The sequence below is a fragment of the Anaerocolumna xylanovorans DSM 12503 genome (genome assembly GCF_900143645.1).
Lineage (GTDB): Bacteria > Bacillota > Clostridia > Lachnospirales > Lachnospiraceae > Anaerocolumna > Anaerocolumna xylanovorans.
Window position 1 is genome coordinate 392498 of sequence record NZ_FRFD01000003.1, and the last position, 22433, is coordinate 414930.

Below are 22433 nucleotides of genomic sequence, written 5' to 3' on the forward strand. Positions count from 1 at the left end.
ATATTCCACACAAATAAGACTATGTAGCGAAGGTTATTGAAACATTTAAGGTCAGGGGGATTTTCATGAAAAGATCCAAAAACTTAAGCATAGTAAAAAAACATTATTTGTTTAACAAGGGAAAAAGATTATTTTTAATACTTTTGGTTATAGTAGCAGCTTTATTGTCTTTATTTATAACTTGCAGAATGGCATCCGGAAAAAATGATTTTTCAATCGTGGCAAAAGTAAACGGTGAAAATATATATTTGAGGGAATACAAGCAAAGGTTATATGGCGTACGCGCAAATGTCTATGATTATTTTAACAAGAAATATAATGCAAATGACAGTAAGAGTTTTTGGAACAAAAGTTATGGTGGAGAGGTTCCTATTGAAGCGGCACGTAAGAAAGCGCTTGACGAATGTATTCAGATAAAAGTACAACAAATTTTACTTAAGGACAAAGGTATTCAAGAGGATATTAGCTATAAAACCTTTCTGAAAGGTTTGGATGAGGAAAATAAGGCCAGAAAAGAAGCAGTCAAAAATCAAAGAGTAATATTTGGTCCACTGCAATTTGGTGAAAAAGAATATTTTGAATATCAATTTAGTCAAATGATTATAGGGCTTAAGGAAAAAATGGGGGAAGATGATTTCAAAATAGACGATAATGATGAGAAAGCCCTTTATGACCAAATAAAAAATGAGGATTTCAAAAATCCCGATTCGGTAAAAGTGGAGAGAATCATCATACCGTATGCACAAATGAATGGGGTTGTTGATGAATCCAAGAAACAGGATGCTAAGCTAAGAATTGATAAAATAAAACAAATGCTGGATAGTGGTGAAAATTTTGAGAAGCTTGCAAAACTTAATAATCCGGATAATTCTTTAGAGACAAAAATCTTTGACAGCAGTACTGCCAAGACCGATGAGTTAACTCCTAAATTGTTGGAATGTGCCGGTAAACTAGCTGTAGGAGAAATCAGTAATGTTTTTGATGAGAATAATATTTATTCTATTATAAAATGTGTTGAACATAAGAATATGGGGGTTAAATCCTTTGGAGAAGTAAAAGAGGCTATCCGCCAAATGTTGATTGAGAAAGCTTACAATGAGTATATTAATAAATTGGTAAAGAATGCTAAAGTAGAAGTGAACCAGGAAATTTACAGTCATATTTTTATTGATTGAGTTATTGGAATGTCATAAATCTTTAATGATTCAAACACCTTAGAATTTTATACCGAATAAACAAAGGTGGGGTAGCATGATGCCAATGAAAAAGTCATTTCTTAGAGAAGTTATAATGGATCCATTAAGGGTTTGGAGGAGCTTTTCAAGAAATAATACTTTTTACTGGCTTTATTAAATCCTTCCTTTATTTATAAAAAAACTCAAGGAGGCCAAAGTATGTTAAAAAGTGTATTAAAAAAACCAGTATCCCTACTTCTGGTATGCACAATGCTTGCATTTTTGTTTGCAGGCATGCCAAGAATCTCATTCGCTGCAGGGGGAGCTACTTATTATGTAGACTCGGTCAGCGGAAATGACAGCAACAATGGAACGAGTTCGTCGACACCTTGGAAGACTGTTAGTAAGGTAAATGCAAAGACTTTCGCTGCTGGAGATAAAATCTTATTCAAGGCAGGCAGTGTATTTAATGGGCAGCTCTATCCGCTTGGATCTGGAGCAGCCGGTAGTCCAATTGTAATCGATATGTATGGTACAGGAAGTAAACCGATAATAAACGGTGGTGGAGTATTAGGCGGGGCAGTCAAGCTATACAACCAATCCTACTGGGAAATAAACAACCTTGAAGTCACAAACACGGCGGCATCGCCTGCTCTTGATTTGGTTGGTATAAAGGTATTCGGAACTTCAACACAAAATCATATCTATATCCAAAACTGTGACATACATGATGTTAACGGTCCTTCAACGGGAACAACAAACTTTCCCAGGAATGATACAAAAAAAACCGGTGGTATTGATATGCAAGGCTGTATAATTAACGATGTATTAATACAGAACAACACCATACATAAGGTTGACCGCACAGGTATAAACGCAATTGATAAAGTAGCAGAAGGAAGTTGCACAGGTGTCATTATAAGAAATAATACCTTATATGATATAGGTGGGGACGGAATAATCTTTCTTGGGGCAAGCAATGGACTGGTTGAAAGGAACGTATGCTGGAATGCCGTAGCAAGATCAGCAGATGCAAATGCCGGCATTTGGCCATATGCTTCTGATAATACAGTATTCCAATATAATGAATGCTATAATCTGGCACTTGGAAACGAGAGTAATACAAAGGATTCCATGGCTTGGGACTTTGATGCGGAATGTACAGGCACAATATATCAGTATAACTATAGTCATAACAACATAGGTGGAGCAGTAATGACCTGTAGTGATAACAATTACGACGAATATGCAAAAAATGGAATCTTCAGATACAACATTAGCCAGAATGACAAGACCAGGATTGTTCGTTTAGCAGGACAGTCAGTCAATTTCTCTTTTTATAACAACACTTTCTACTCAAATACAGGAAACCCATATGTTATCAAGGTTGATACATATGGCGGAATACCTGATAAGAATTATTTCTATAATAATATTTTTTACATCCAGAATAATACACAGGGATATGATATTGCCGCAGGAACAAACAAAGTGTTTGACTATAACGTATTCTACGGTGTACATCCCACCGGAGAGCCGACCGATGCTCACAAGCTTACTTCTGACCCATTATTGGTAAATCCGGGGACCGGTGGAAACGGATTAACTACTGTTAATGGATACAAACTTCAATCAGGCTCCCCTTGTATAAACTCCGGTATGACGATTTCAAACAACGGTGGAAAGGACTATTGGGGTACTTCAGTTCCACAAGGTTCGGTTACAGACAGAGGGGCGTGTGAATACACCGGAACACTGACGATTCCGGAGGTACCTGCAGGTCTGAATGCAACAGCAGCTGGCACATCCCAGATAAATGTAACCTGGAATTCATCATCTGGAGCAAGCAGCTACGACCTTAAGGTAGATGGTGTAATAGTGACAGGAGTAACAAGTCCGTACGCACATACCGGACTTTCAGCAAACACAGCTCATACTTACGCGGTAAGAGCGGTTAACAGTGCAGGTACAAGTGCTTGGTCGTCCATAGTAAGTGCCACTACACAATCCGGTAGCGAAATCAATCTGGTAAAAAACGGAAACTTTGAAGATGCTGCAAACCTTAATTATTGGACAAATGCATCTACTGGTACTGCCACAGCGACTGTAGTAACCGATAGTGGAAGTAAAGCGGCAAAACTTACCGCTACAAGCTCTGATACTGCAAGAATTGAACAGGTAGTTACAGGGCTGACTGCAAATAAGACATATACTTTAACAGTATCAGTAAAAACCGATACAGGTATATATGGCTATGTTGGAGTACAGGATTTCGGCGGAACTTTGATAGAAAAAGGTGGAACAAGCAGTAGTGGATACACAACCTATACCATAACTTTTATTACCGGCACTACGAATACGACTGCTAAAATATACCTCCACGCGTGGAAGCAGCAGAGTGGTTCAGTGTATTTCGATAATGTATCCATTAAATAAGCAAAGATAAATTTATAGGTAAGCGCAGCCAGATTTTAGAGTTGTTTCTTAAATGTCAAATAAAAGTAGTATATAATAAAAGCCGAAAAGTTGATTGATATATAATAATTACTTTTCGGCTTTGCAATCCTGTATATATGGGCTATGCAATTCGGCAGAGGATCATATAACCTGTGAAGACATGGTCAAATGCGCTGATGAAGCTCTTTATAGAGCAAAGTAGAATGAAAGTGCAAAAAACAGGGTCAAAAAATCATTTTTTGACCCTGTTTTTTTGGCATTTTATAGATAACATTTGGAATTTTTCTTGTTGAATATTTAAAGATTAATAAATCTTTTTGTCAAAAGGCTTCCTCATCGTAGATTCCCTGTAAATTGCATCGGTTTGCAGATATGTGTTGGTATAAGGAAGGGCTGTATTCTGAATACGGTCCAGTATTTTTTTTGCAGCGATAATTCCCATATCCGTACTGTGGGAATTAACGGTGGTCAAATGGGGCTCTACCACAATGGAAGCCGGTGCGTTGTCAAAACCGGTTACCAGAACCTGATTCGGAACTTTAATATTCAGATCTTTCAGGCAGGATATCAGATTTATGGCCAGGGAGTCATTGGCACAGACAAATAGTTCGGGAAGCGGATCCATAAGCTTTAACTGGGAAAGCAGCCACATTTGATCCCAATATTTAATGTCTTCTTTATCTATAATACAGGCAGACTTATCCAATGTGAGGTCGCAGTCCTGAAGAGCCATACAGAAGCCGGCCCAGCGTTCGTAAAAACTTAAACAGTGTGTGTAGGAGCCCACGAAGCCGGCTCGGCTGATTCGGTGTTCCTGAATGAGTTTTTTGACCATGTTTGCAAGCCTGTATTTGCTTTCCATTAATAAAATATCAGCCTTTAGATTGTCTTCTGCCACGGTGTAATAGGAATCAATGAATAATACCGGCTTATTTAAGGAACTAAGCATTTTACAATATTCTCTGTCAAATAATTCTACACAAAGAATTGCATCAATATTATTCAAGTCAAAGGTATTCGGCAGCCGCAAATAACGGATATCTGTATCCTGAATGGTAAATAATGAAAGGGTATAGCCGTATTTGCTGATTTCCTGTTCCATTGTGGTTAATAAGGAAGAACCAATATGCTGTTTATCCGGAAATTTGTGAAAGGTCAGGGCAATGTTGCCGTGGATATTTGAGGAAGCATTATTCTCTGCTGATGCAGAACTGTTGAAGTCGGACGTCAAACTGGAAAATTGTTTGTAATTCAGCTCTGCCGCTCTTTGCAGAATCTTCTGTCTGGTCTTTTCTGAAATATTTTCACTGCCGTTTAATGCTTTGGAGACAGTAGTACGTGAAAGCTGCAGGGAATCTGCAATATCCTGTATTAAAATTCTTTGTTTAGCCATGGTGTTAAAGCCCTCCCCTATATATCATTTGTAAATTATTAAACTAGATAGCTTTTTGATTTTTTTATTATATCACAGAAAAAATGTATACGCAATAAGTTGACATGTAAAAGTAAATTTTACAAATGTTCAAATTGTATCAATAAAACTAGTGAAAAAACATACAAAATAAATAAAATGTAATGTTTGATTTTGTATTAATGTACAAAATATACAAAAACAGATTGACAGTTTTTAATGATATGTTAAAATAAAAGTACACATAAGCGATATATGTAAAAATTAAATTTGAACAAATGTAAAATGTTTGAAGAAAGGTATGTAAGCGGATGCAAACAAAAAAAATCAGTAAAAGCAGACATCCATCCGAAAAGAATTATTTCCAAAGATTTGGTGTTTACTTTATTAAGAACTGGCAGTTGTACATAATCTTTTTACTGCCGGCGCTGGCACTCACCATTATTTTTAAATACCTGCCTATGTTCGGCGTTATCATTGCATTTGAGGAGTACAGTCCTGTCAAGGGGTATTTTGGAAGCGATTGGATTGGACTGTACAATTTTAAGAGGTTCTTTTCCTCTACTGAATTTGCAAGGTTGTTATTAAACACATTGAAACTAAGTGGTTTCAACCTGATATGGAGTTTTTTCCCGCCGATTGTCCTGGCTCTTTTACTTAACAGAGTGCGGCATAAAGGTATGAGGAAAAATGCACAGTTGATTGTGTACCTGCCCTACTTTATTTCTACAATCGTCCTGGCAGGTATGGTTCGGTTGTTTTTCTCTCCTGTAGGACCGATTAATGCATTAATGGGAAGCAGTGTAGACTATATGACAGAACCCAGCTGGTTCCGTACACTTTATATTGGAAGCGGTATCTGGCAGAGTGCAGGATGGGCCTCCATTATTTATTCCGCGACTTTAGCCGGTGTAAGTCAGGAATTAATAGAAGCAGCGAGAATTGACGGCGCAACTATTTTACAGCAGATTAAAAATGTTGAGCTGCCCGCATTAAAGCCGGTTATTGTCATCCAATTCATCCTTTCTGCAGGTAATATCATGAGCATTGGATTTGAAAAAGTTTATGCAATGCAGACAGACCTGAATAAAGTAACCAGCGATATCATACCTACCTATGTTTACCGAATGGGACTTGAGATGGGCGATTATGGATATTCTACGGCAGTGGGGCTTTTCAATACCGTTATTAATTTGATTCTTTTAGTTGCTGTAAATATGATAGTGAAGAAATTAAATGAGGGTGAAGGGCTGTAAGGAGGAAAGTAATATGAATAAAAAGAAAGCATTTGTTACGCAGGATAACATAGTTAAAGTAACAGGCAACCTGCTGTTGATTATTTTCCTGCTGCTGATCATTATACCGGTTATTTACATTCTGCTGTGTTCCATAATGGATCCTGCGACCAGAAGCAGTGTGGGAGTATCTTTTGATATAAAGCATTGGACCCTGGAAGGATACCGAAGAGTGTTTGAAGATGCCAATACCTGGCGGGGTTTCCGTAACTCCTTTGTCTATTCTGTTTCTTTTACTGTGATTTCTGTTGGGGTCACTTTATTAGCGGCATATCCTATGTCCAGGAATGACTTTATGGGGCGTAAGTTCTTCAATGTGATTTTTGTACTTACTATGTTCTTTGGCGGAGGACTGATGCCGACTTATCTTTTGATGGATCAGTTAAACCTGATTAATACCGTATGGGCAGTTTTATTGCCAGGTGCTTTAAATGTATGGAACCTGATACTGGCCCGTTCTTATTACCGTTCGATTCCGACGGAACTAAGGGAAGCGGCAGAGATGGACGGTACTTCGGAGCTCCAGTATTTCTTTAAGGTTCTGATACCGGTATGTACACCAATTATCGCTGTACTTTGCCTATATCAGTTTGTAGCCCAGTGGAATTCCTATTTTGATGCTATGATATATTTGGATGATCAGAAACTACAGCCCTTGCAGCTGGTAATCCGGGCGATACTGGTACAGAACCAGATTAATCCGAACCTGGTGGCCAATATGGAAAAAATAGCTGAAACGGCCAAACTGGCGGATTTGTTAAAGTATTCCACTATCGTTATATCCAGTATCCCATTGTTATTAATGTATCCGTTTTTCTCCAAATACTTCGAAAAAGGTATTATGGCTGGTTCTGTAAAAGGTTGATTACAAAAGTAAATGCTAAAGCATTTAACTTATAAAATTATCAGAGGAGGAAATGTTATGTTATTATCCAAAAGATTTAGAAGAGTATTGGGAGTTTTATGTGTAGCTGCCATGGCGATCGGCTCTTTGGCAGCCTGTGGAAGTAAAACGCCGTCAGGCAATGGAAACACCTCTAACGGCGCAGAAGGGGCTGCGGCAGAAGAGGTAACTTTCCCATTAACAGAAAGTTACAAGTTTTCCATTATGACAAGGGTTGCTTCCGATTCCGAACAGGATTTCAGTAAAAAAGCATTGGTCCAGAGAATGCAGGAGGCTACTAATGTAACTGCTGACTATCAGGCGATTCCGGATGAACAGTTTAATGATAAATTTAAACTGGCACTTTCCAAGAAAGATATGCCGGATGTAGTTACCAAGATGTATATTAAGCCTTATGATATTTTAGGTTATGCGAACAAAGGTGTCTTCATTCCGTTGGAAAGTTATATCGATAAGAACATGCCAAACTTTAAGAAGATACTGGATGCAAGGCCGGAAGTACGTGCTGCCATCACATCAGCCGACGGGCATATTTACACCTTGCCTTTTGTAAATGAATGGTCTAAGAACAGTAAGGAAAACATTAATGTTATCGGTGCCATTCCTTATATAAACAAATCCTGGTTAGATAAATTAGGACTTGAAATGCCAACTACAACTGATGAATTGAAAACAGTATTAGAGGCATTTGCTAAAGATATTAAAGATGAGAATGGCAATGTTATCCCGATGTCTTTCCGTATCAATCAGGTTAACCAGGATCCTGGTATCAGCCTGGGTTCTTTCGGAAGCGGTGATAACATGGACCACTATATGGTAACCAATGATAAAAAAGTATTTTATTCACTGGCTCAGGATGATGCAAGAAAAGGTCTGGAATGGCTGCACGAACTATATGCACAAGGTCTGATTGATCCTGAAATTTTCTCCCAGGACGCATCCACCTATTCAGCCAAAGTTTCTACCGGACGTGTGGGCCTGTTTTATGACTGGGCAATAGGTTTGGCTGGTGATTATACGGATGAATACGTGGCATTGCCGCCGCTGTCCGGTCCGGATGGAACCGTAAATATTCCGCGTCAGAACTACTACAGCTTTGATATGGGTGTTACAGCAGTTACAAGTGCATGTAAAAAACCTTCAGTTGTATTGGCATACCTGGATCAGTATTTTGAACCTTCCATGTCTGTTCAAAATTGCAACGGTACTTATGATGATCCAAACTATACAAATGTATTCACAAAAGGCGAAGATGGCATGTTAAAATGGACCAAGGAAGGATTAGAAGACAATAAAGTCCGCAATGATCAAAACTTAGCTGACTGTTTTGCAATCCTGTCCGACTATTATGGAGTATACGTAGATAAAATGCTGGATTCCGATGCACTTCGACTGAATTTGCTCAGCACGGTATATTCTCCTTTTATTACAAGCAATTATAACTATCCGGCTGCATTTATGGAACAAGCTGATATCACACGAATTGCTGAAATTGAAACAGACTTAAAGACTTATGCAGAACAGACAAAAGCAGGTATCGTAAAAGACGGCATTACCGATGAAGCCTGGAAAGCCTATCTTACAAAACTGGATGAAATGGGTCTGAAAGAATTAATTGAACTGAAGCAGAAAGGCTTCGATATGTTTTATGAACTGACAAACTAAGGTAAATATAACGATGGAACTGATCAGCAGCTAAAACAGAAGAAATTTTATAAATATAAGCAGAGAAAATATACGGAAACATAGACAGCAATAGAATAATCATAAAATAAAGGGGCCGGGCCTATGGGTCCGGCCTTTTTCTAATAGGAAAGGAGATAAGATTATGGATTTATTTTATACCCCCGAATATGCGAAAACCGGTGATGTAATTCCTTTTTATAATGAAGATTTGAAGCAGTTTGATCATTATTACCTAAAAAATTGGAACCCGGATGCACCAAAGGATAAAGTTATATATGGCTGGCATCGTATTACAACCACGGATAACCGAAATTATATAGAAACTCCTACAAAAATTCATGGAGGGACTGGCTCTGTTATTAAAGTAAATGGACTGTACCATATGTTTTATTGTACATTTGACCAGGATCCCCCTGCACAGTGGGCCAGACATGCAACCAGTACAGATCTGACAGATTGGGAGGACATTCCGGAAGAAAAATTCGGCCCCGATGGTATGATTTACAAGATGTCTGACTGGAGGGATCCTTTTGTATTCTGGAATGAAGAAGAAAATAAGTGGTGGATGCTCCTGGCAGCAAGAGAGAATGCACCGACGGAAAGAAATGGCTGTGTAGCTCTTTGCGTATCCGAGGATCTGTCGCGGTGGGAATATCGAGAGCCGCTATATGCGCCACGCCTGAACCAGGCAGCAAACGAATGCCCTGATTTATTTAAAATGGGAGATTGGTATTACCTGGTATATTCAAATTATACAGACGGATTCTGCACCTATTACCGGATGAGCCGCTCTTTAAGCGGTCCATGGATCCGTCCGGAGGTGGATACTTTTGATGGCAGAGCTTTTTATGCGGCTAAAACCGGTTTTGATGGAAAAGATCATTATATTTACGGCTGGAATCCCACCAGAGGTGAGAATGGCTGGGAATTTGACCCGGGTAAAGAGTTCGGTAAGGATTATAAAACCTGGAACTGGGGCGGCTCCATTGTAGTGCATAAAATTATCCAGCATGATGATGGTACCCTGGGAGTATGCCCGGTTGACAGTGTTGCAAATGCTTTTAGCAAGATGAAGAATTCCGGTTTGCATTCTTTGACCGGAAACTGGAACATAAATGAAAGTGTAGCAGTCTGTGAATCCCCGGATGGCTATTCCGCCGCTATTGGTGCTAAGATTCCGGAAGTATGCCGTGTGAAGGCCAAATTAAAGTATAATGGAAATCCTACCCGGTTCGGTATTGCCTTACAGGTGGATGATACGTATGCCCAGGGATATTATCTGATGTTTGAACCCTGGTATAACCGTATCCAGTTCCGCTCCGGGCTGCGGATGTATGAACAGGGCGGTCAGATGTTTCCTTATGCAGTTGAAATGGAACGTCCCCTTAAACTGGAGGCCGGTAAAGAATATGATCTTGAAATCTATATTCAGGGAACTCTTGCAGTTCTTTATGTCAATAATGACCTGGCCTTTGGTTTCCGTATGTACAATGAAAAAGACCGTCAGTTAGGATTTTTTGTATCGGAAGGATCACTGGAAGTGAAGGACGTAACGATTGAAGAGGAATAAGAAGTGTACTTGCAAAAGATTTAAAAGTAACAACAGAAAGTGAAGAGCAGAAAGGCAGATGAGGGAATGAGCGAAATGTTGGAAAATGCAAGAAAATATGAAAGGGATGGCTTAAAACAGATTCCGGAGGGGCAGAAACCGTCCTTTCATGTATGCGCACCAGTTGGTTGGATCAATGACCCTAACGGCTTTTCTGTGTACAAGGGAGAATATCATTTATTTTATCAGTATCACCCCTATAAAACTGTATGGGGACCAATGCACTGGGGACACAGCAAATCGAAAGATTTTATAAAGTGGGAGCAGTTACCCTGCGCCCTGGCACCGGATACCGGATACGATGGGCAGGGATGTTTTTCTGGCAGCGCAGTGGAACATGACGGAAAACATATGCTTATGTATACCGGCGTGCTGAATAAAGTACAGGAAGACGGTACCAGGTTATTAAGACAGACACAGTGTATAGCCGTGGGAGACGGAGTGAATTATGAAAAGCTGGATACGAATCCGGTAATCACCGGTGATTTTCTGCCGGAAGGAAGCAGCAGGGAAGATTTCAGAGATCCGAAAATCTGGATAGAGGGAGAAGATTTCTATGCAGTAATTGGCAGCAGGAGTGAAGAGACCGGCGGACAGATAGTATTATTTACATCCCAGGATGCAAAGAACTGGAAATATGCAGGTATCATAGAGGAAAGCCGGAATGAATACGGAGAGGTGTGGGAATGCCCGGATTTCTTTTACATAGACGGCAAACAGGTATTGCTCATTTCGCCCACTGAAATGATGGCAGATGGCCTGGAATTTCACAATGGAAACAGTACCATATATATCCTTGGGGATTATGACAAAGGGAACCATAAGTTAATCCGGGAACGAGTAGCCGCTATTGATTACGGATTGGATTTCTATGCACCGCAGACACTGGAAACAGCAGATGGCAGAAGAATCATGGTTGCCTGGATGCAGAGCTGGGATAATTATCTCACGCCGCCATCTTTTCAGTGGTCCGGCCTTATGACGGTTCCGAGGGAACTGCACGTGAAAAACGGATTATTGTATCAGAATCCGGTAAGAGAATTGGAAAATTATTATCAGAAAGAAGTAAAATATGATGCCGTAACCATAAATGGGGAAAAAGAACCGGACGGTATAAAGGGCAGGCAGTTTGACCTGACAGTGGAGGTGGAAGCCCGTGATTATGAAGAATTTGCTGTTCGCTTTGCGGCAGATGATAAATATTATTCTATTCTGCGATATAATCCGAAAGCAAATACAGTGACTTTTGACCGTACTTATTCCGGTCTAAGAAAGGATATCCTGCACAAACGTTCCATAAATGTAAAAGAACAGAAGGGTAAAATCAAACTCCGTATACTAATGGATAAATATACGGTGGAAGTTTTCGTAAACGATGGAGAGCAGGCAATGACTTCTCTGATTTATACTCCTTTGGAAGCAGACCGGATTCGCTTTCTTAGCAAAGGTGAAGTTAAATGCAGCATTGTTAAATATGATGTTGCAGCAGAATAGATAAAGGCCGCACGGAAGCGTGTAAAAGAGTTATTGATATCAATGGAAATGTGATACAATATACTTGAAAATTAAACTTGATAGTTTAACAGACCTGTTGAAGCAAAGGAGGAAATCTATGATTTTTTCAGATTCGAATGATATTAGCAGATGCACTGAAATAGTAAGAAAAGAGCTATTAAAGAATAATGTTAACGTCAGTGATGAGATTCTAAATAAGATTACTTTAGCTGTTATGAACATTTCTTATTCAAAAGGTGGAGATTATTCTGATAAGATTATTCAAAGCTTTGCTAAGACATATGTTGAAGAAGGAAAGTTTCCTGAAGAAATTGAAAGATGAGCTGATGCACTAAAACTATCGTCGACCACCTGCCTGACAAGGAGTTGACGATAGTTTTAGTGCTATTTAATTCTTAGGGCATTTAAGGTTCTTCCGCATTGGACTTTGGAATAGGATTAAGCTATGGCGCTAAACAATTAGTTTAAATTTATCGCCGATACAAAGCTGCTGGGAAAGATTAAATACATTGTTATTTGTATCCTGTAATATACTATCTATCCTTAGAAGGGGATAGCCCTTAGAAATACTTAAAGTTTTCGCTTCTTTAGAGGCAGCAAATATAATATCCAGTGTTTTTGAAGATTGGTTGAAAATGATATTGCGTTTTTCCTTGAGAATTTCGTATAAAGAGGAATCATTGAGATTCTCACTAAATAGAAAGGAAAAAGATTCGGGGAATTTATTTAGTTCTAAAATTACCGGTTTATCATCTGCGTACCGTATGCGTTCAAGAACAAGTATCTTTTCATCTGTTTTCAAATGCATCAGTTCCATTTCTCTTGGAGTCGGATCTTCCAATGCAATTTTGATGATTCTTGCTCCTGGTTTTACTCCCATCAATTTGCACATTTCTGTAAAACTGATAACTCCCTTTGATAGTCCCCGCTGTAGTTTTTTCTCGGCAACAAAAGTTCCTTTTCCGGATTTTCTGTCCAGGTATCCCATATCGGTTAACTTGGACAGAGCCTTTCGAACTGTGACGCGGCTTACTTTGTATTGTTCACTTAATTCGTTTTCTGTTGGAATTCGGCTTCCTGCCAGACGTTCTCCGTTTTCAATTTCTTTTTGTAATTTCTCCTCAAGCTGCTTGTATAAGGGTGTTGCAATTGTATTATCCAGTTCCATACGAATATTCCTTCTTCTTATTAATATTTATACGAGGTATTTATCGTTTATTATAATACATTTGAGCAATATTGTACATATCAAAAATGTATATATTGACAATTGGTATTATAATGTATTATAATACAAACATAACAATTAAATACATAAATTGAAGGAGAATGAAACGATGGAATATAAGAGTACGGACATTAAGAAAATTATTGAAGCAATTTTGGAACAGAAGAAAGATAAAGGCGGAGTAAAATCCCTTTATTTTGTCGGGTGCGGAGGTTCTTTGGGAGCTCTCTATCCTGCAAAGACTTTTATGGAAAGAGAGTGTGCAGGTATCAAGTCCGCATGGATAAACAGTAATGAATTTGTTCACAGCATGCCGAAAGATTTTGGGGAGAATTCTATCATTTGTCTTGCATGTCATAAAGGCAATACACCGGAAACAATCCGTGCGGCAGCGCTTGGAAAAGAAGCGGGAGCGGCTGTTATTATTCTGACGTGGTTACAGGAATCTGAAATTATCCAGTATGGTGATTATATTGTACGCTATGATTTTGGTGAGGGGAAGGATATAGCAGGAGAAAAGACTATATGTGGACTGCTTGTTGCAGCTGAACTGCTGAATCAGACGGAAGGGTATGAAAACTACGATAAATTTCTGCAGGGGATTGGCATGATTGACCGTATTGTAAAAAATGCATGCAAACATGTGGAGAAACGTGCCTTGGTATTTGCAGAAAACCATAAAGACGACAAGGTAATTTACACAATGGCCAGCGGCGCGGGATATGGTGCGGCATATATGGAAAGTATCTGTATCTTCATGGAAATGCAGTGGATCAATTCAAACAGCATTCACAGCGGCGAATATTTTCACGGCCCATTTGAAATAACAGATGCGAATATTCCCTTTGTAATTCAGATTTCAGAAGGCTCGACCCGTGCATTGGATGAGCGGGCGCTGAAATTCTTAAAAACATATGCGAAGCGCATCGAAATTCTGGATGCCAAGGATCTTGGACTTTCCACAATTGATTCTTCTGTGGTTGATTACTTCAACCATTCGTTATTCAATAATATATATCCGGTATATAATCAGGCATTGGCCATAGTGCGGGAGCATCCATTAACTACCCGCCGTTATATGTGGAAGGTTGAATACTAATATAAGGAGCTAGATATATTATGGATCCGGCAGAAGCTATAAAACAGGCAATGGATTGGTATAAAGCGGTGAACTTTTTCGAGCGGTGTCTTTTAGGCACCGCTTTTGTTCTGCTGGTATTTTTTACAATACATATGTTGGAATGAAAAAATAATGGGGTATTAAAGTGAATATTCAGGGCTGTTTCGTAAGAAAGTATATCTGAAACTATCTTTACCTATTCAATTTAGAGGCCGGAAAGTCAACAGATAAGGTATTATAATGTATCATTGCTATGAAAAGTATATAAAAAATCAAAAAAAGAACCTGCACATTAGGATAAAATGAATAATGCCTCTTGACATAATCGGGGAAAGAATGTATTATTGTATTAAATACAAAGCAATACAAATAGATACAAATGGTGAAAATTTCAAAATGTGATTGCTTTTGTATTGTTAAGGTTAAAGATGTGCGCACCATCTTTAGAAAGTTTGTAAAAAATAAATATTACTCATTAGAGGAGGTTAATTTATGTTCTGGATAGAGTTGATTATTGTCCTGGCTATAATTTTCTGGGGTGTTCGCAAGGGGGGTACCTTCCTGGCTATGGCCGGAGGCGTTGGCATGTTGATTATGACTTTTGTTTTACATGTAAAACCCTCGGATCCGCCAATTACAGTTATTTTAATTATGATTGCAGTAATCTGTGCAGCTTCAACAATGCAGGCTTGCGGAGGTCTGGAGTTTATGGTTAAGATCGCAGAAAAAATTCTTCGTAAGAATCCGCAGATGATCACGGTTTTAGCTCCTGTTGTATCTTATTTATTCACATTTATGTGTGGTACCGGCCATATTGTTTACAGCTTGCTTCCGGTTATTAATGAGATTTCCATAGAGACGGGTGTTCGTCCGGAACGTCCGATATCTGCATCAATCGTTTCTTCACAGCAAGCAATCACAGCATGCCCGATAGCGGCGGCAACAGTTGCAATTCTTGCTTTTATGGCAGACTCATCGTATACGTCGGTAAACCTTTTCACTTTGCTGCTCGTATGTGTCCCTGCAACATTAATTGGTACAGTTGCAGCGGCATTTTCTGTTATTAAAAAGGGCAAAGAGTTAGCTGATGATCCGGAGTTTCAGGCACGTGTTGCTGCCGGACTTATTGAGGATTTTTCAAAGAAAACAGTTGAAGAGAAACCTGCCACAAAAAATGCAAAGATTTCGGTGGCTATTTTCTTAAGTGCAATGGTAGTGATTGTTTTATTAGGTGCATTCAATTCATTTATTCCTAAATTTGCCGATGATTCCGCTTTGCCTATGACTTCGGTAATTGAAATCTTTATGCTCGTTGCCGCAGCTATTATGGTTATAGCTTGCAGACTTGACAGTGATAAGATTTTGGACCAGCCGGTTTTCCGTACAGGTATGTTTGCAGTTGTTTTAGCATTTGGGCTTTGCTGGTTAGTAAATACGTTTATTGGAGATCAGGCTTCATTTATTACTGGCAACATGTCTGCTTTAACTAATAAGTATCCATGGATTTACATAATTGCGGTATTTATTGTTGGTGCCATTACAACAAGCCAGTCATCCACAACAATGATTATGGTGCCCATTGGCATCGCTTTAGGGCTTCCGGCTAATATTATTGTTGCCGGATGGATTGCTTGCTCTTCAAACTATTTTATTCCTGCATCAGGTCAGTGTGTTGCTGCTCTTGCATTTGACTCAGCGGGTACAACAAAGATCGGAAAATTCGTTTTGAATCATAGCTATATGGTTCCCGGTTTGGTTTGTACAGTTGTTTCTGTATTGGTTGCTATCGGTCTTGGAGCTATTGTGTTTTAATAACAATTGTCAATTAGTTTACTCTTGGTTGGATCGCAGCTGATGCCGTAATCGTTATTTTGGCATTGGCTTCGGCTGCGGTCTTGCTTTCTATAAAAGGAGGTTAGTGATGAAATTCGCGCCCATGAGTTATCATTATCTGCGTTATCCCATAGCAAAGTTTCTTGATAAGGTGGAAAGCTCTCCCTTTGACAGTATAGATTTATATTGTTGTGCACCGCAGCTGAATATATTTGACTATCCGCTTAGCAGCTTGATAGATCTGGATAAAGAAATACGCCGCCGGCATTTGAAAGTTATGGCGATGACACCTGAAAACTGTACATATCCTGTTAATTTTTGTACGCAGGATATCATAACGAGGGAATCGAGTCTCCGTTATTATCAGAGGGCAATCGATACCGCAGAATTTTTAGAATGCCCCAATGTCCAGATTAGTACCGGATCCGGATATTTTAATAAACCGCGGGAGGAAGCCTGGAAGAATTGCCGTGAATCTTTGGCGCTGCTTGCGGCATACTGCGAAAAGAAGAATGTAACACTTCTCCTTGAGGAATTAAAAGTTACAACTACAAACGTTCTGATTACCAGCAGAGATTTAGCTGATATGATTGATGAGATTGGTTCGCCTAATGTGGTTGGGATGCTTGACTTAGATCAGATGACTTATGCGGGAGAGACTGTGGCAGATTATTTTACCAATCTTGGCGGCAGGCTCAAATATATTCATTTTAATGATCGTGGCCATACAGTTCCCGGAGATGCCGATTTTCCCATGAAGGATTATTTCGATGCAATGAAAGCACATGGATATGATGGTATATGCTCCTTTGAGATATGTGACCGCCGCTATTATTGTGATCCGGATAAAGCAATTGACGATACCGTTGCCTGGCTGCATAACAACACCGATGAATTGAAATAACATTTCAATATGCGGATGGAATAAGTATTGAAAGAGAATATATAGTTGGATTTCTTACAGAAAAAGAGAGCGGGGAGGCTTTTCGTTATGGTGATAGATACGCATATACATCCGGCGCTGTTTTCGCCGATATGCAAAGACAAACAACGGTTTGAACAGCGTTGTAACGAGATGAATTATCATCTTATGAGTCCGTCAGGAATTGATTTACTGAAAAAACAATATGCACTTGCAGATATTCAGCGCGCATTTTTACTGCCGGAAGACTGCTCTGCAGAAACTAGAACGGCAGCCATATCAAATGATGAGATTGCAGAACTTGTTTCTTATGACCCGGACTTTTTTTATGGATTCGCTTCTGTGGATCCACGAAATGAAGAGGCCAGCGCAGAGCTGGAGAGAGCTTTTGATACATTACAATTGAAAGGACTGGCGATTAATACGGCAAGGCTTCAAATGTATCCTTATGAGAAAAAGTTATATAAACTATACGAAATCTGCAGGAAATATAGCAAACCAATCATATTTCATGCAGGTATCTGTTTTGAGAAGAATGCCTTGGCCCGTTATTCCCGTCCCGCAGACTTTGAGGATGTACTTTATGACTATCCGGATATAAATATTTGTCTTTCTCATTTTGGCTGGCCCTGGGTACAGGAGACAGCAGCGTTATTGCTCAAATATCCGAATGCATTTGCAAATACGGCATTAATGAATTTTGACGGTCCTTATCAGATTTATCATAAAGTATTTAAAGAAGATATGGGTGAGTACTGGGTTGAACATAATATTGCAGATAAGATCATGTTTGGTTCTGATTCCCCAAGGATCCGCCCGGTGCGAAGCAAGAGAGGATTAGACAGCCTTGATTTTAGTTCGAATACATTCGAGAAAATATATTACAAAAATGCACTGAAATTTCTTGGAATGGAGGAATAAGCAAATGGAATTCAAACTAAAGGAAGTTGCGGTTTGTGCTGATAAGGAATTTGAGATGATTAAGATTACAGATGAAGTAACAGACTTCATTGCTGAAAGTAAGATTGAAAATGGAGTAGTTTTTGTGATAACAGAGCATACGACAACAGGAATTACAGTAAATGAAAACCTCCCATGTGTGGAAGCGGACATTATGGAAACCTTAGACCGGCTTGCTCCTGAAAATTATCCATATAATCATAATCACTATTTGCCAACTTATGGGACAATTGGAGGAAATGCGCCTGGTCATTTAAAATCACTATTGACAGGTAATCATTGCGTATTTCCGGTTGTGAATGGAAAGTTGAAGCTTGGCCATGCTGCAGATATCTATTTTTGCGAATATGACGGGATTAAAAACAGGCACTTTATGATTTATATAATGGGAGAAGGAGAGATATAGAAGATGAAGAAAGCAATTGCAATGGCTGACAATTGTATTGATGTCTATTATAAACTCGACCGTTATTATCTCACGGGAAACAGTATTGATTTTGCGCTTAATTATAAGGATATGGGCGGGGATGTATCGGAAATGACAATCCTCGGAAATGATGTCTTTGCTATGGCTTTGGCAGAAAGGCTGAAAGAACGCGGGATTTCGCTGCGAGTGATTAAGCAGGTGGACCGGCCGACGGGAATGGCTACTATGGATATTGTTGATGGTGACAAAAAGCATATTCAGTTTGAGGGTAATGCCATGGAATTGATTGAACTTTCAGAAGAGGATATGGAATTCGTAAAACAGTTTGACATCGTATATGCGGAGCGCTGGGCAAAAATTGACCGCTATATCAGGATACTAAAGCAGCCCGGACAGATTTGGGTTTATGATTTTTCAAAGCGTCTGGAAATGGAAAGTAATGATGTTATATTACCCTATATTGACTATGCATTCTTTTCCTATGATAAAAATGATGATTATATTAGAAGGTTTATGATCGAAACAAAACAGAAAGGGACAGGATGTGTTATAGCAATGCTTGGTGAATATGGAAGCCTTGCTTATGATGGAAACCGCTTTTATGAAATGAATGCCAAAAATGTTCCGGTAATTAATACGGTGGGGGCCGGGGATTCTTATATTGCCGCATTTACCTATGGTGTCAGTTTAGGAGAAACTATTCCGGAATGTATGCTTCGGGGCAAAGAACGCGCAACAAAAATTATTCAACAGTTCAACCCATATATCTAAGAGATATGCTTTTTATTAAAAAAATAAGTGAATCAAAGTTATGAAGTTATAATAGACAGAGGAGAATGAAACAATGGAATACAAAAGTACGAATATTAAGAAAATCATTGAGGAAATTTTGGAACAGAAGAAAGACAAAGGCGGAGTAAAATCCCTTTATTTTGTCGGATGCGGAGGTTCTTTGGGGGCTCTCTATCCTGCAAGGACTTTTATGGAAAGAGAGTGTGCAGGTATCAAGTCCGCATGGATAAACAGTAATGAATTTATTCACAGCATGCCCAAAGACTTTGGAGGGAATTCTATCATTTGCCTTGCATGCCATAAAGGCAATACACCGGAAACGATCCGTGCGGCAGCGCTTGGAAAAGAAGCGGGAGCGGCTGTTATTATTCTGACCTGGTTACAGGAATCTGAAATTATCCAGTATGGTGATTATATTGTGCGCTATGCTTTTGGTGAAGAAAAGGATATAGCAGGAGAAAAAGCTATATGCGGACTGCTTGTTGCAGCTGAACTGCTGAATCAGACGGAAGGATATGAAAACTACGATAAATTCCTGCAGGGGATTGGCATGATTGACCGTATTGTAAAAAATGCATGCAAACATGTGGAGAAACGTGCTCTGATATTTGCAGAAAACCATAAAGACGACAAGGTGATCTACACAATGGCCAGCGGCGCGGGATATGGTGCGGCATATATGGAAAGTATCTGTATCTTCATGGAAATGCAGTGGATCAATTCAAGCAGCATTCACAGCGGTGAATATTTTCACGGTCCATTTGAAATAACAGATGCGAATATTCCCTTTGTAATCCAGGTTTCAGAAGGCTCGACCCGTGCATTGGATGAGCGTGCATTGAAGTTTTTAAATACATACGCGAAGCGCGTCGAAATTCTGGATGCCAAGGATCTTGGACTTTCCACAATTGATTCTTCTGTGGTTGATTATTTCAACCATTCGCTATTCAATAATGTATATCCGGTATATAATCAGGCATTGGCCGCAGTGCGGGAGCATCCGTTAACTACCCGCCGTTATATGTGGAAAGTTGAGTATTAATTTTGACATCGAATAAGAGTAGGAGTGAAAAAAATGAAGAATGGTAGAATTATTTCCATTGGAGATAACGTATGTGACAAGTATCTTTCCCGTGGAAAAATGTATCCTGGCGGACAGTGTGTGAATACTTGTGTTTATGCGAAAATGAATGGCATGGATACTGCCTATCTTGGAAAATATGGAAGTGATGAAGTTGCAGAATATGTACAGAAAACCTTAGCGGAGATTGGAATTGACGACAGTCATTGCCGCCATTTCGAAGGGGAAAATGGATTTGCGCTGGTTACCTTACAAAACAATGACCGCGTATTTCTGGGATCCAATAAAGGAGGCGCAGCAAAAGAGTACCCTTTTGATTTTACACGGGAAGACTTTGAATACATCAAAAAATTTCACCTTATTTATACGAATTTAAACAGTTATATTGAAGAAAATCTTGCAGAATTGAAAGAAACAGGTGTGCCGATTGCTTACGATTTTTCAACCAGATGGACAGATGAATACTTTGCTAAAGTGTGTCCGCATATTACTGTAGCTATTCTGTCTTGTGCACATTTGACGGCTGAAAAACGTGAAGCTGAAATGAAAAAGGTTCAGGCTTATGGGGTTCCCATTGTAGTTGGAACAATCGGCGAGGATGGTTCTTACGTTCTCTACAAAAATGAGTTTATTTATGCCTTGGCGGTTCATGCAGATGATGTCATTGATACTATGGGAGCAGGAGATTCTTACTTTGCTACTTTTCTTTGCTCGCTTCTGGAGTACTCAGAAACGGGAGCGCTTTTAGAAGGTACTGATGAAGAAATGATAGGACGCTTGAACTGTGCAATGAACAGAGGCGCAGCATTTTCTGCAAAGGTCTGTGCCATGGAAGGTGCATTTGGATATGGTACCCGGATAGCAGGAAAAACAGAAGTATAATTAAAAATAAATGGAGGAAATAATAATGAAACCGGATATATATGAAAATAGCAGTGAGGGAATTCTATGTGTTTACAAAAATGAAAAATGGCTGGTAAGTATAAAAAATTGGAAGCCGGACAATGATATAGAGGGTATTGCCCATTTAGAAGTTCATCATTCTACGGATGAGCAATTTATCCTTGCTGCCGGTAAGGCAATTTTGATTACCGCAGAGCGTGAATGTGACAAATTTAAAATAGAATTAACTTTAATGGAAAAGGGAAAAGTTTATAATGTACCTGCTGAATGCTGGTTTTACTCAATAACACAGAAAGACACAAAGATGATGTATGTTCAGGATTCCAATTGCTCAATGAAAAACAGTGACTTCTGTGATCTTTCAAAGGAAGAAGTTGGATATATTCAGACAAATGCACGTAAACTGTTCGCAGAATAAAAGGAATACTGTGAAAGGTATGGTTCTTAAGATGGATAAAAAATATATTCTTTTTGATTTTGATGGAGTTATTGTAAATACTGAAGAAAGTAATGCGAAATATCTTAGGCAGGCACTTGCCTGTTTTGGTATTTTATTAACAGACGAAGAGCGCAGTAGTTTAATGGGGAAAAATGATCCGTCTATATTGGCTGGCTTGCTGTCAAAATCGTCAAAGCAGGTTACGTTAGAGGAATTCATGAATAAACGCAGAGAGATAGGTAATACATACGAAAATAGTTGTATTGAACCTATGCCGGGATTAGTTTCTTTTATTAAAGAGTGCCGGAGGAAAGGAATCAAAACCGGCATAGTAACCTCAACTTCAACACGGCTTATCATTACCGCGTTAAACCGCATGAATATGATGTCACTATTTGATGTGATTATTTGCGGTGATATGTGTACAAAAAGCAAACCGGACCCCCAGGGATATTTAAAGGCTATGGATATACTTGGTGCAGGACCGGAAGAATGTATTGTACTTGAAGACTCTCCGGCTGGAATACGTGCAGCGAAAAGCGCAGGTGCATTTGTTGCGGCATATTGCGGTTCGGGCATTAAGCAAGATATCAGTGAGGCAGATATCTCCGTGGACTCGTTCCGGGAATGCAATGAAAAGATAAAGAATCTGATATTGTAATATCTTTTATCAATA

General features: G+C 39.2%; 21 protein-coding genes. 19 read left to right on the forward strand and 2 right to left on the reverse strand.

Features of this window, described 5'->3' with window-relative positions:
• Positions 1-65 precede the first annotated feature (65 nt).
• Both BUF11_RS01775 and BUF11_RS01780 read left to right on the forward strand, forming a co-directional pair.
• A complete protein-coding gene (locus tag BUF11_RS01775) occupies positions 66-1175 on the forward strand; it encodes a peptidylprolyl isomerase (protein WP_073587086.1) in 1110 nt (369 codons plus the stop codon).
• A gap of 219 nt (positions 1176-1394) precedes the next feature.
• Entirely contained in the window at positions 1395-3611 is a 2217-nt protein-coding gene (locus BUF11_RS01780; RefSeq protein ID WP_073587087.1) for a carbohydrate binding domain-containing protein, read from the forward strand.
• A gap of 325 nt (positions 3612-3936) precedes the next feature.
• Here the strand turns inward: BUF11_RS01780 and BUF11_RS01785 are convergent, their stop codons facing one another.
• Positions 3937-5025, reverse strand: a complete 1089-nt coding sequence (locus BUF11_RS01785; RefSeq protein ID WP_073587088.1) for a LacI family DNA-binding transcriptional regulator — start codon at positions 5023-5025, stop codon at positions 3937-3939.
• Between the two features lie 329 nt (positions 5026-5354).
• Here BUF11_RS01785 and BUF11_RS01790 point away from each other — a divergent pair, with 329 nt between their 5' ends.
• The 6 genes from BUF11_RS01790 (at position 5355) to BUF11_RS01815 (ending at position 12374) form a co-directional block, all read left to right on the forward strand.
• Positions 5355-6299, forward strand: a complete 945-nt coding sequence (locus BUF11_RS01790) for an ABC transporter permease (RefSeq protein ID WP_073587089.1) — start codon at positions 5355-5357, stop codon at positions 6297-6299.
• Between the two features lie 13 nt (positions 6300-6312).
• Entirely contained in the window at positions 6313-7203 is an 891-nt protein-coding gene (locus BUF11_RS01795) for a carbohydrate ABC transporter permease (RefSeq protein ID WP_073587090.1), read from the forward strand.
• 57 nt (positions 7204-7260) lie between these two features.
• On the forward strand, positions 7261-8907 hold the full coding sequence (locus tag BUF11_RS01800; RefSeq protein ID WP_073587091.1) for an extracellular solute-binding protein: 1647 nt from the start codon (positions 7261-7263) through the stop codon (positions 8905-8907).
• A gap of 163 nt (positions 8908-9070) precedes the next feature.
• Positions 9071-10498: a family 43 glycosylhydrolase gene (locus tag BUF11_RS01805; protein WP_073587092.1), complete on the forward strand. Its 1428-nt coding sequence runs from the start codon at positions 9071-9073 to the stop codon at positions 10496-10498.
• Between the two features lie 66 nt (positions 10499-10564).
• Positions 10565-12031, forward strand: a complete 1467-nt coding sequence (locus BUF11_RS01810; protein WP_073587093.1) for a glycoside hydrolase family 32 protein — start codon at positions 10565-10567, stop codon at positions 12029-12031.
• A gap of 118 nt (positions 12032-12149) precedes the next feature.
• Positions 12150-12374, forward strand: coding sequence for a hypothetical protein (locus BUF11_RS01815; RefSeq protein ID WP_073587094.1), 225 nt, complete (start codon positions 12150-12152; stop codon positions 12372-12374).
• Positions 12375-12503: 129 nt separating this feature from the next.
• Here BUF11_RS01815 and BUF11_RS01820 read toward each other — a convergent pair whose 3' ends face one another.
• Positions 12504-13220 carry a GntR family transcriptional regulator gene (locus BUF11_RS01820; RefSeq protein WP_073587095.1) on the reverse strand — a complete coding sequence of 239 codons (717 nt, stop codon included), beginning with the start codon at positions 13218-13220 and terminating at the stop codon, positions 12504-12506.
• Between the two features lie 169 nt (positions 13221-13389).
• Between BUF11_RS01820 and BUF11_RS01825 the strand changes: the two genes are divergently transcribed.
• The 11 genes from BUF11_RS01825 (at position 13390) to BUF11_RS01870 (ending at position 22418) form a co-directional block, all read left to right on the forward strand.
• Entirely contained in the window at positions 13390-14379 is a 990-nt protein-coding gene (locus tag BUF11_RS01825; protein ID WP_073587096.1) for an SIS domain-containing protein, read from the forward strand.
• Between the two features lie 20 nt (positions 14380-14399).
• A complete protein-coding gene (locus BUF11_RS24905; RefSeq protein WP_278277089.1) occupies positions 14400-14525 on the forward strand; it encodes a hypothetical protein in 126 nt (41 codons plus the stop codon).
• A 367-nt stretch (positions 14526-14892) separates the two neighbouring features.
• Positions 14893-16212, forward strand: a complete 1320-nt coding sequence (locus BUF11_RS01830) for an anaerobic C4-dicarboxylate transporter family protein (protein WP_073587097.1) — start codon at positions 14893-14895, stop codon at positions 16210-16212.
• 109 nt (positions 16213-16321) lie between these two features.
• On the forward strand, positions 16322-17137 hold the full coding sequence (locus BUF11_RS01835; protein WP_073587098.1) for a sugar phosphate isomerase/epimerase family protein: 816 nt from the start codon (positions 16322-16324) through the stop codon (positions 17135-17137).
• Between the two features lie 87 nt (positions 17138-17224).
• Entirely contained in the window at positions 17225-18076 is an 852-nt protein-coding gene (locus BUF11_RS01840; RefSeq protein ID WP_073587099.1) for an amidohydrolase family protein, read from the forward strand.
• A gap of 4 nt (positions 18077-18080) precedes the next feature.
• Positions 18081-18521 (forward strand): secondary thiamine-phosphate synthase enzyme YjbQ, encoded by a 441-nt coding sequence (locus BUF11_RS01845; protein WP_073587100.1) that lies wholly within the window; start codon positions 18081-18083, stop codon positions 18519-18521.
• A 3-nt stretch (positions 18522-18524) separates the two neighbouring features.
• On the forward strand, positions 18525-19313 hold the full coding sequence (locus BUF11_RS01850; protein ID WP_073587101.1) for a PfkB family carbohydrate kinase: 789 nt from the start codon (positions 18525-18527) through the stop codon (positions 19311-19313).
• A gap of 73 nt (positions 19314-19386) precedes the next feature.
• Positions 19387-20376 (forward strand): SIS domain-containing protein, encoded by a 990-nt coding sequence (locus tag BUF11_RS01855; protein ID WP_073587102.1) that lies wholly within the window; start codon positions 19387-19389, stop codon positions 20374-20376.
• 33 nt (positions 20377-20409) lie between these two features.
• Positions 20410-21297, forward strand: a complete 888-nt coding sequence (locus BUF11_RS01860) for a fructoselysine 6-kinase (RefSeq protein ID WP_073587103.1) — start codon at positions 20410-20412, stop codon at positions 21295-21297.
• A gap of 25 nt (positions 21298-21322) precedes the next feature.
• Positions 21323-21736, forward strand: coding sequence for a cupin (locus BUF11_RS01865; protein ID WP_073587104.1), 414 nt, complete (start codon positions 21323-21325; stop codon positions 21734-21736).
• Positions 21737-21755: 19 nt separating this feature from the next.
• A complete protein-coding gene (locus tag BUF11_RS01870) occupies positions 21756-22418 on the forward strand; it encodes an HAD family hydrolase (RefSeq protein WP_242952326.1) in 663 nt (220 codons plus the stop codon).
• The last annotated feature ends 15 nt before the right edge of the window (positions 22419-22433 follow it).

Bases quoted from the DNA above. Each gene is read 5' to 3' on its own strand.
- BUF11_RS01780 (WP_073587087.1), top strand. From the start codon at position 1,395: ATGTTAAAAAGTGTATTAAAAAAACCAGTATCCCTACTTCTGGTATGC.
- BUF11_RS01825 (WP_073587096.1), top strand. From the start codon at position 13,390: ATGGAATATAAGAGTACGGACATTAAGAAAATTATTGAAGCAATTTTG.
- BUF11_RS01810 (WP_073587093.1), top strand. From the start codon at position 10,565: ATGAGCGAAATGTTGGAAAATGCAAGAAAATATGAAAGGGATGGCTTA.
- BUF11_RS01835 (WP_073587098.1), top strand. From the start codon at position 16,322: ATGAAATTCGCGCCCATGAGTTATCATTATCTGCGTTATCCCATAGCA.
- BUF11_RS01805 (WP_073587092.1), top strand. From the start codon at position 9,071: ATGGATTTATTTTATACCCCCGAATATGCGAAAACCGGTGATGTAATT.
- BUF11_RS01785 (WP_073587088.1), bottom strand. From the start codon at position 5,025: ATGGCTAAACAAAGAATTTTAATACAGGATATTGCAGATTCCCTGCAG.
- BUF11_RS01815 (WP_073587094.1), top strand. From the start codon at position 12,150: ATGATTTTTTCAGATTCGAATGATATTAGCAGATGCACTGAAATAGTA.
- BUF11_RS01830 (WP_073587097.1), top strand. From the start codon at position 14,893: ATGTTCTGGATAGAGTTGATTATTGTCCTGGCTATAATTTTCTGGGGT.
- BUF11_RS01840 (WP_073587099.1), top strand. From the start codon at position 17,225: ATGGTGATAGATACGCATATACATCCGGCGCTGTTTTCGCCGATATGC.
- BUF11_RS01845 (WP_073587100.1), top strand. From the start codon at position 18,081: ATGGAATTCAAACTAAAGGAAGTTGCGGTTTGTGCTGATAAGGAATTT.
- BUF11_RS01790 (WP_073587089.1), top strand. From the start codon at position 5,355: ATGCAAACAAAAAAAATCAGTAAAAGCAGACATCCATCCGAAAAGAAT.
- BUF11_RS01775 (WP_073587086.1), top strand. From the start codon at position 66: ATGAAAAGATCCAAAAACTTAAGCATAGTAAAAAAACATTATTTGTTT.
- BUF11_RS01850 (WP_073587101.1), top strand. From the start codon at position 18,525: ATGAAGAAAGCAATTGCAATGGCTGACAATTGTATTGATGTCTATTAT.
- BUF11_RS01800 (WP_073587091.1), top strand. From the start codon at position 7,261: ATGTTATTATCCAAAAGATTTAGAAGAGTATTGGGAGTTTTATGTGTA.
- BUF11_RS01860 (WP_073587103.1), top strand. From the start codon at position 20,410: ATGAAGAATGGTAGAATTATTTCCATTGGAGATAACGTATGTGACAAG.
- BUF11_RS01855 (WP_073587102.1), top strand. From the start codon at position 19,387: ATGGAATACAAAAGTACGAATATTAAGAAAATCATTGAGGAAATTTTG.
- BUF11_RS01870 (WP_242952326.1), top strand. From the start codon at position 21,756: ATGGTTCTTAAGATGGATAAAAAATATATTCTTTTTGATTTTGATGGA.
- BUF11_RS01795 (WP_073587090.1), top strand. From the start codon at position 6,313: ATGAATAAAAAGAAAGCATTTGTTACGCAGGATAACATAGTTAAAGTA.
- BUF11_RS01865 (WP_073587104.1), top strand. From the start codon at position 21,323: ATGAAACCGGATATATATGAAAATAGCAGTGAGGGAATTCTATGTGTT.
- BUF11_RS01820 (WP_073587095.1), bottom strand. From the start codon at position 13,220: ATGGAACTGGATAATACAATTGCAACACCCTTATACAAGCAGCTTGAG.
- BUF11_RS24905 (WP_278277089.1), top strand. From the start codon at position 14,400: ATGGATCCGGCAGAAGCTATAAAACAGGCAATGGATTGGTATAAAGCG.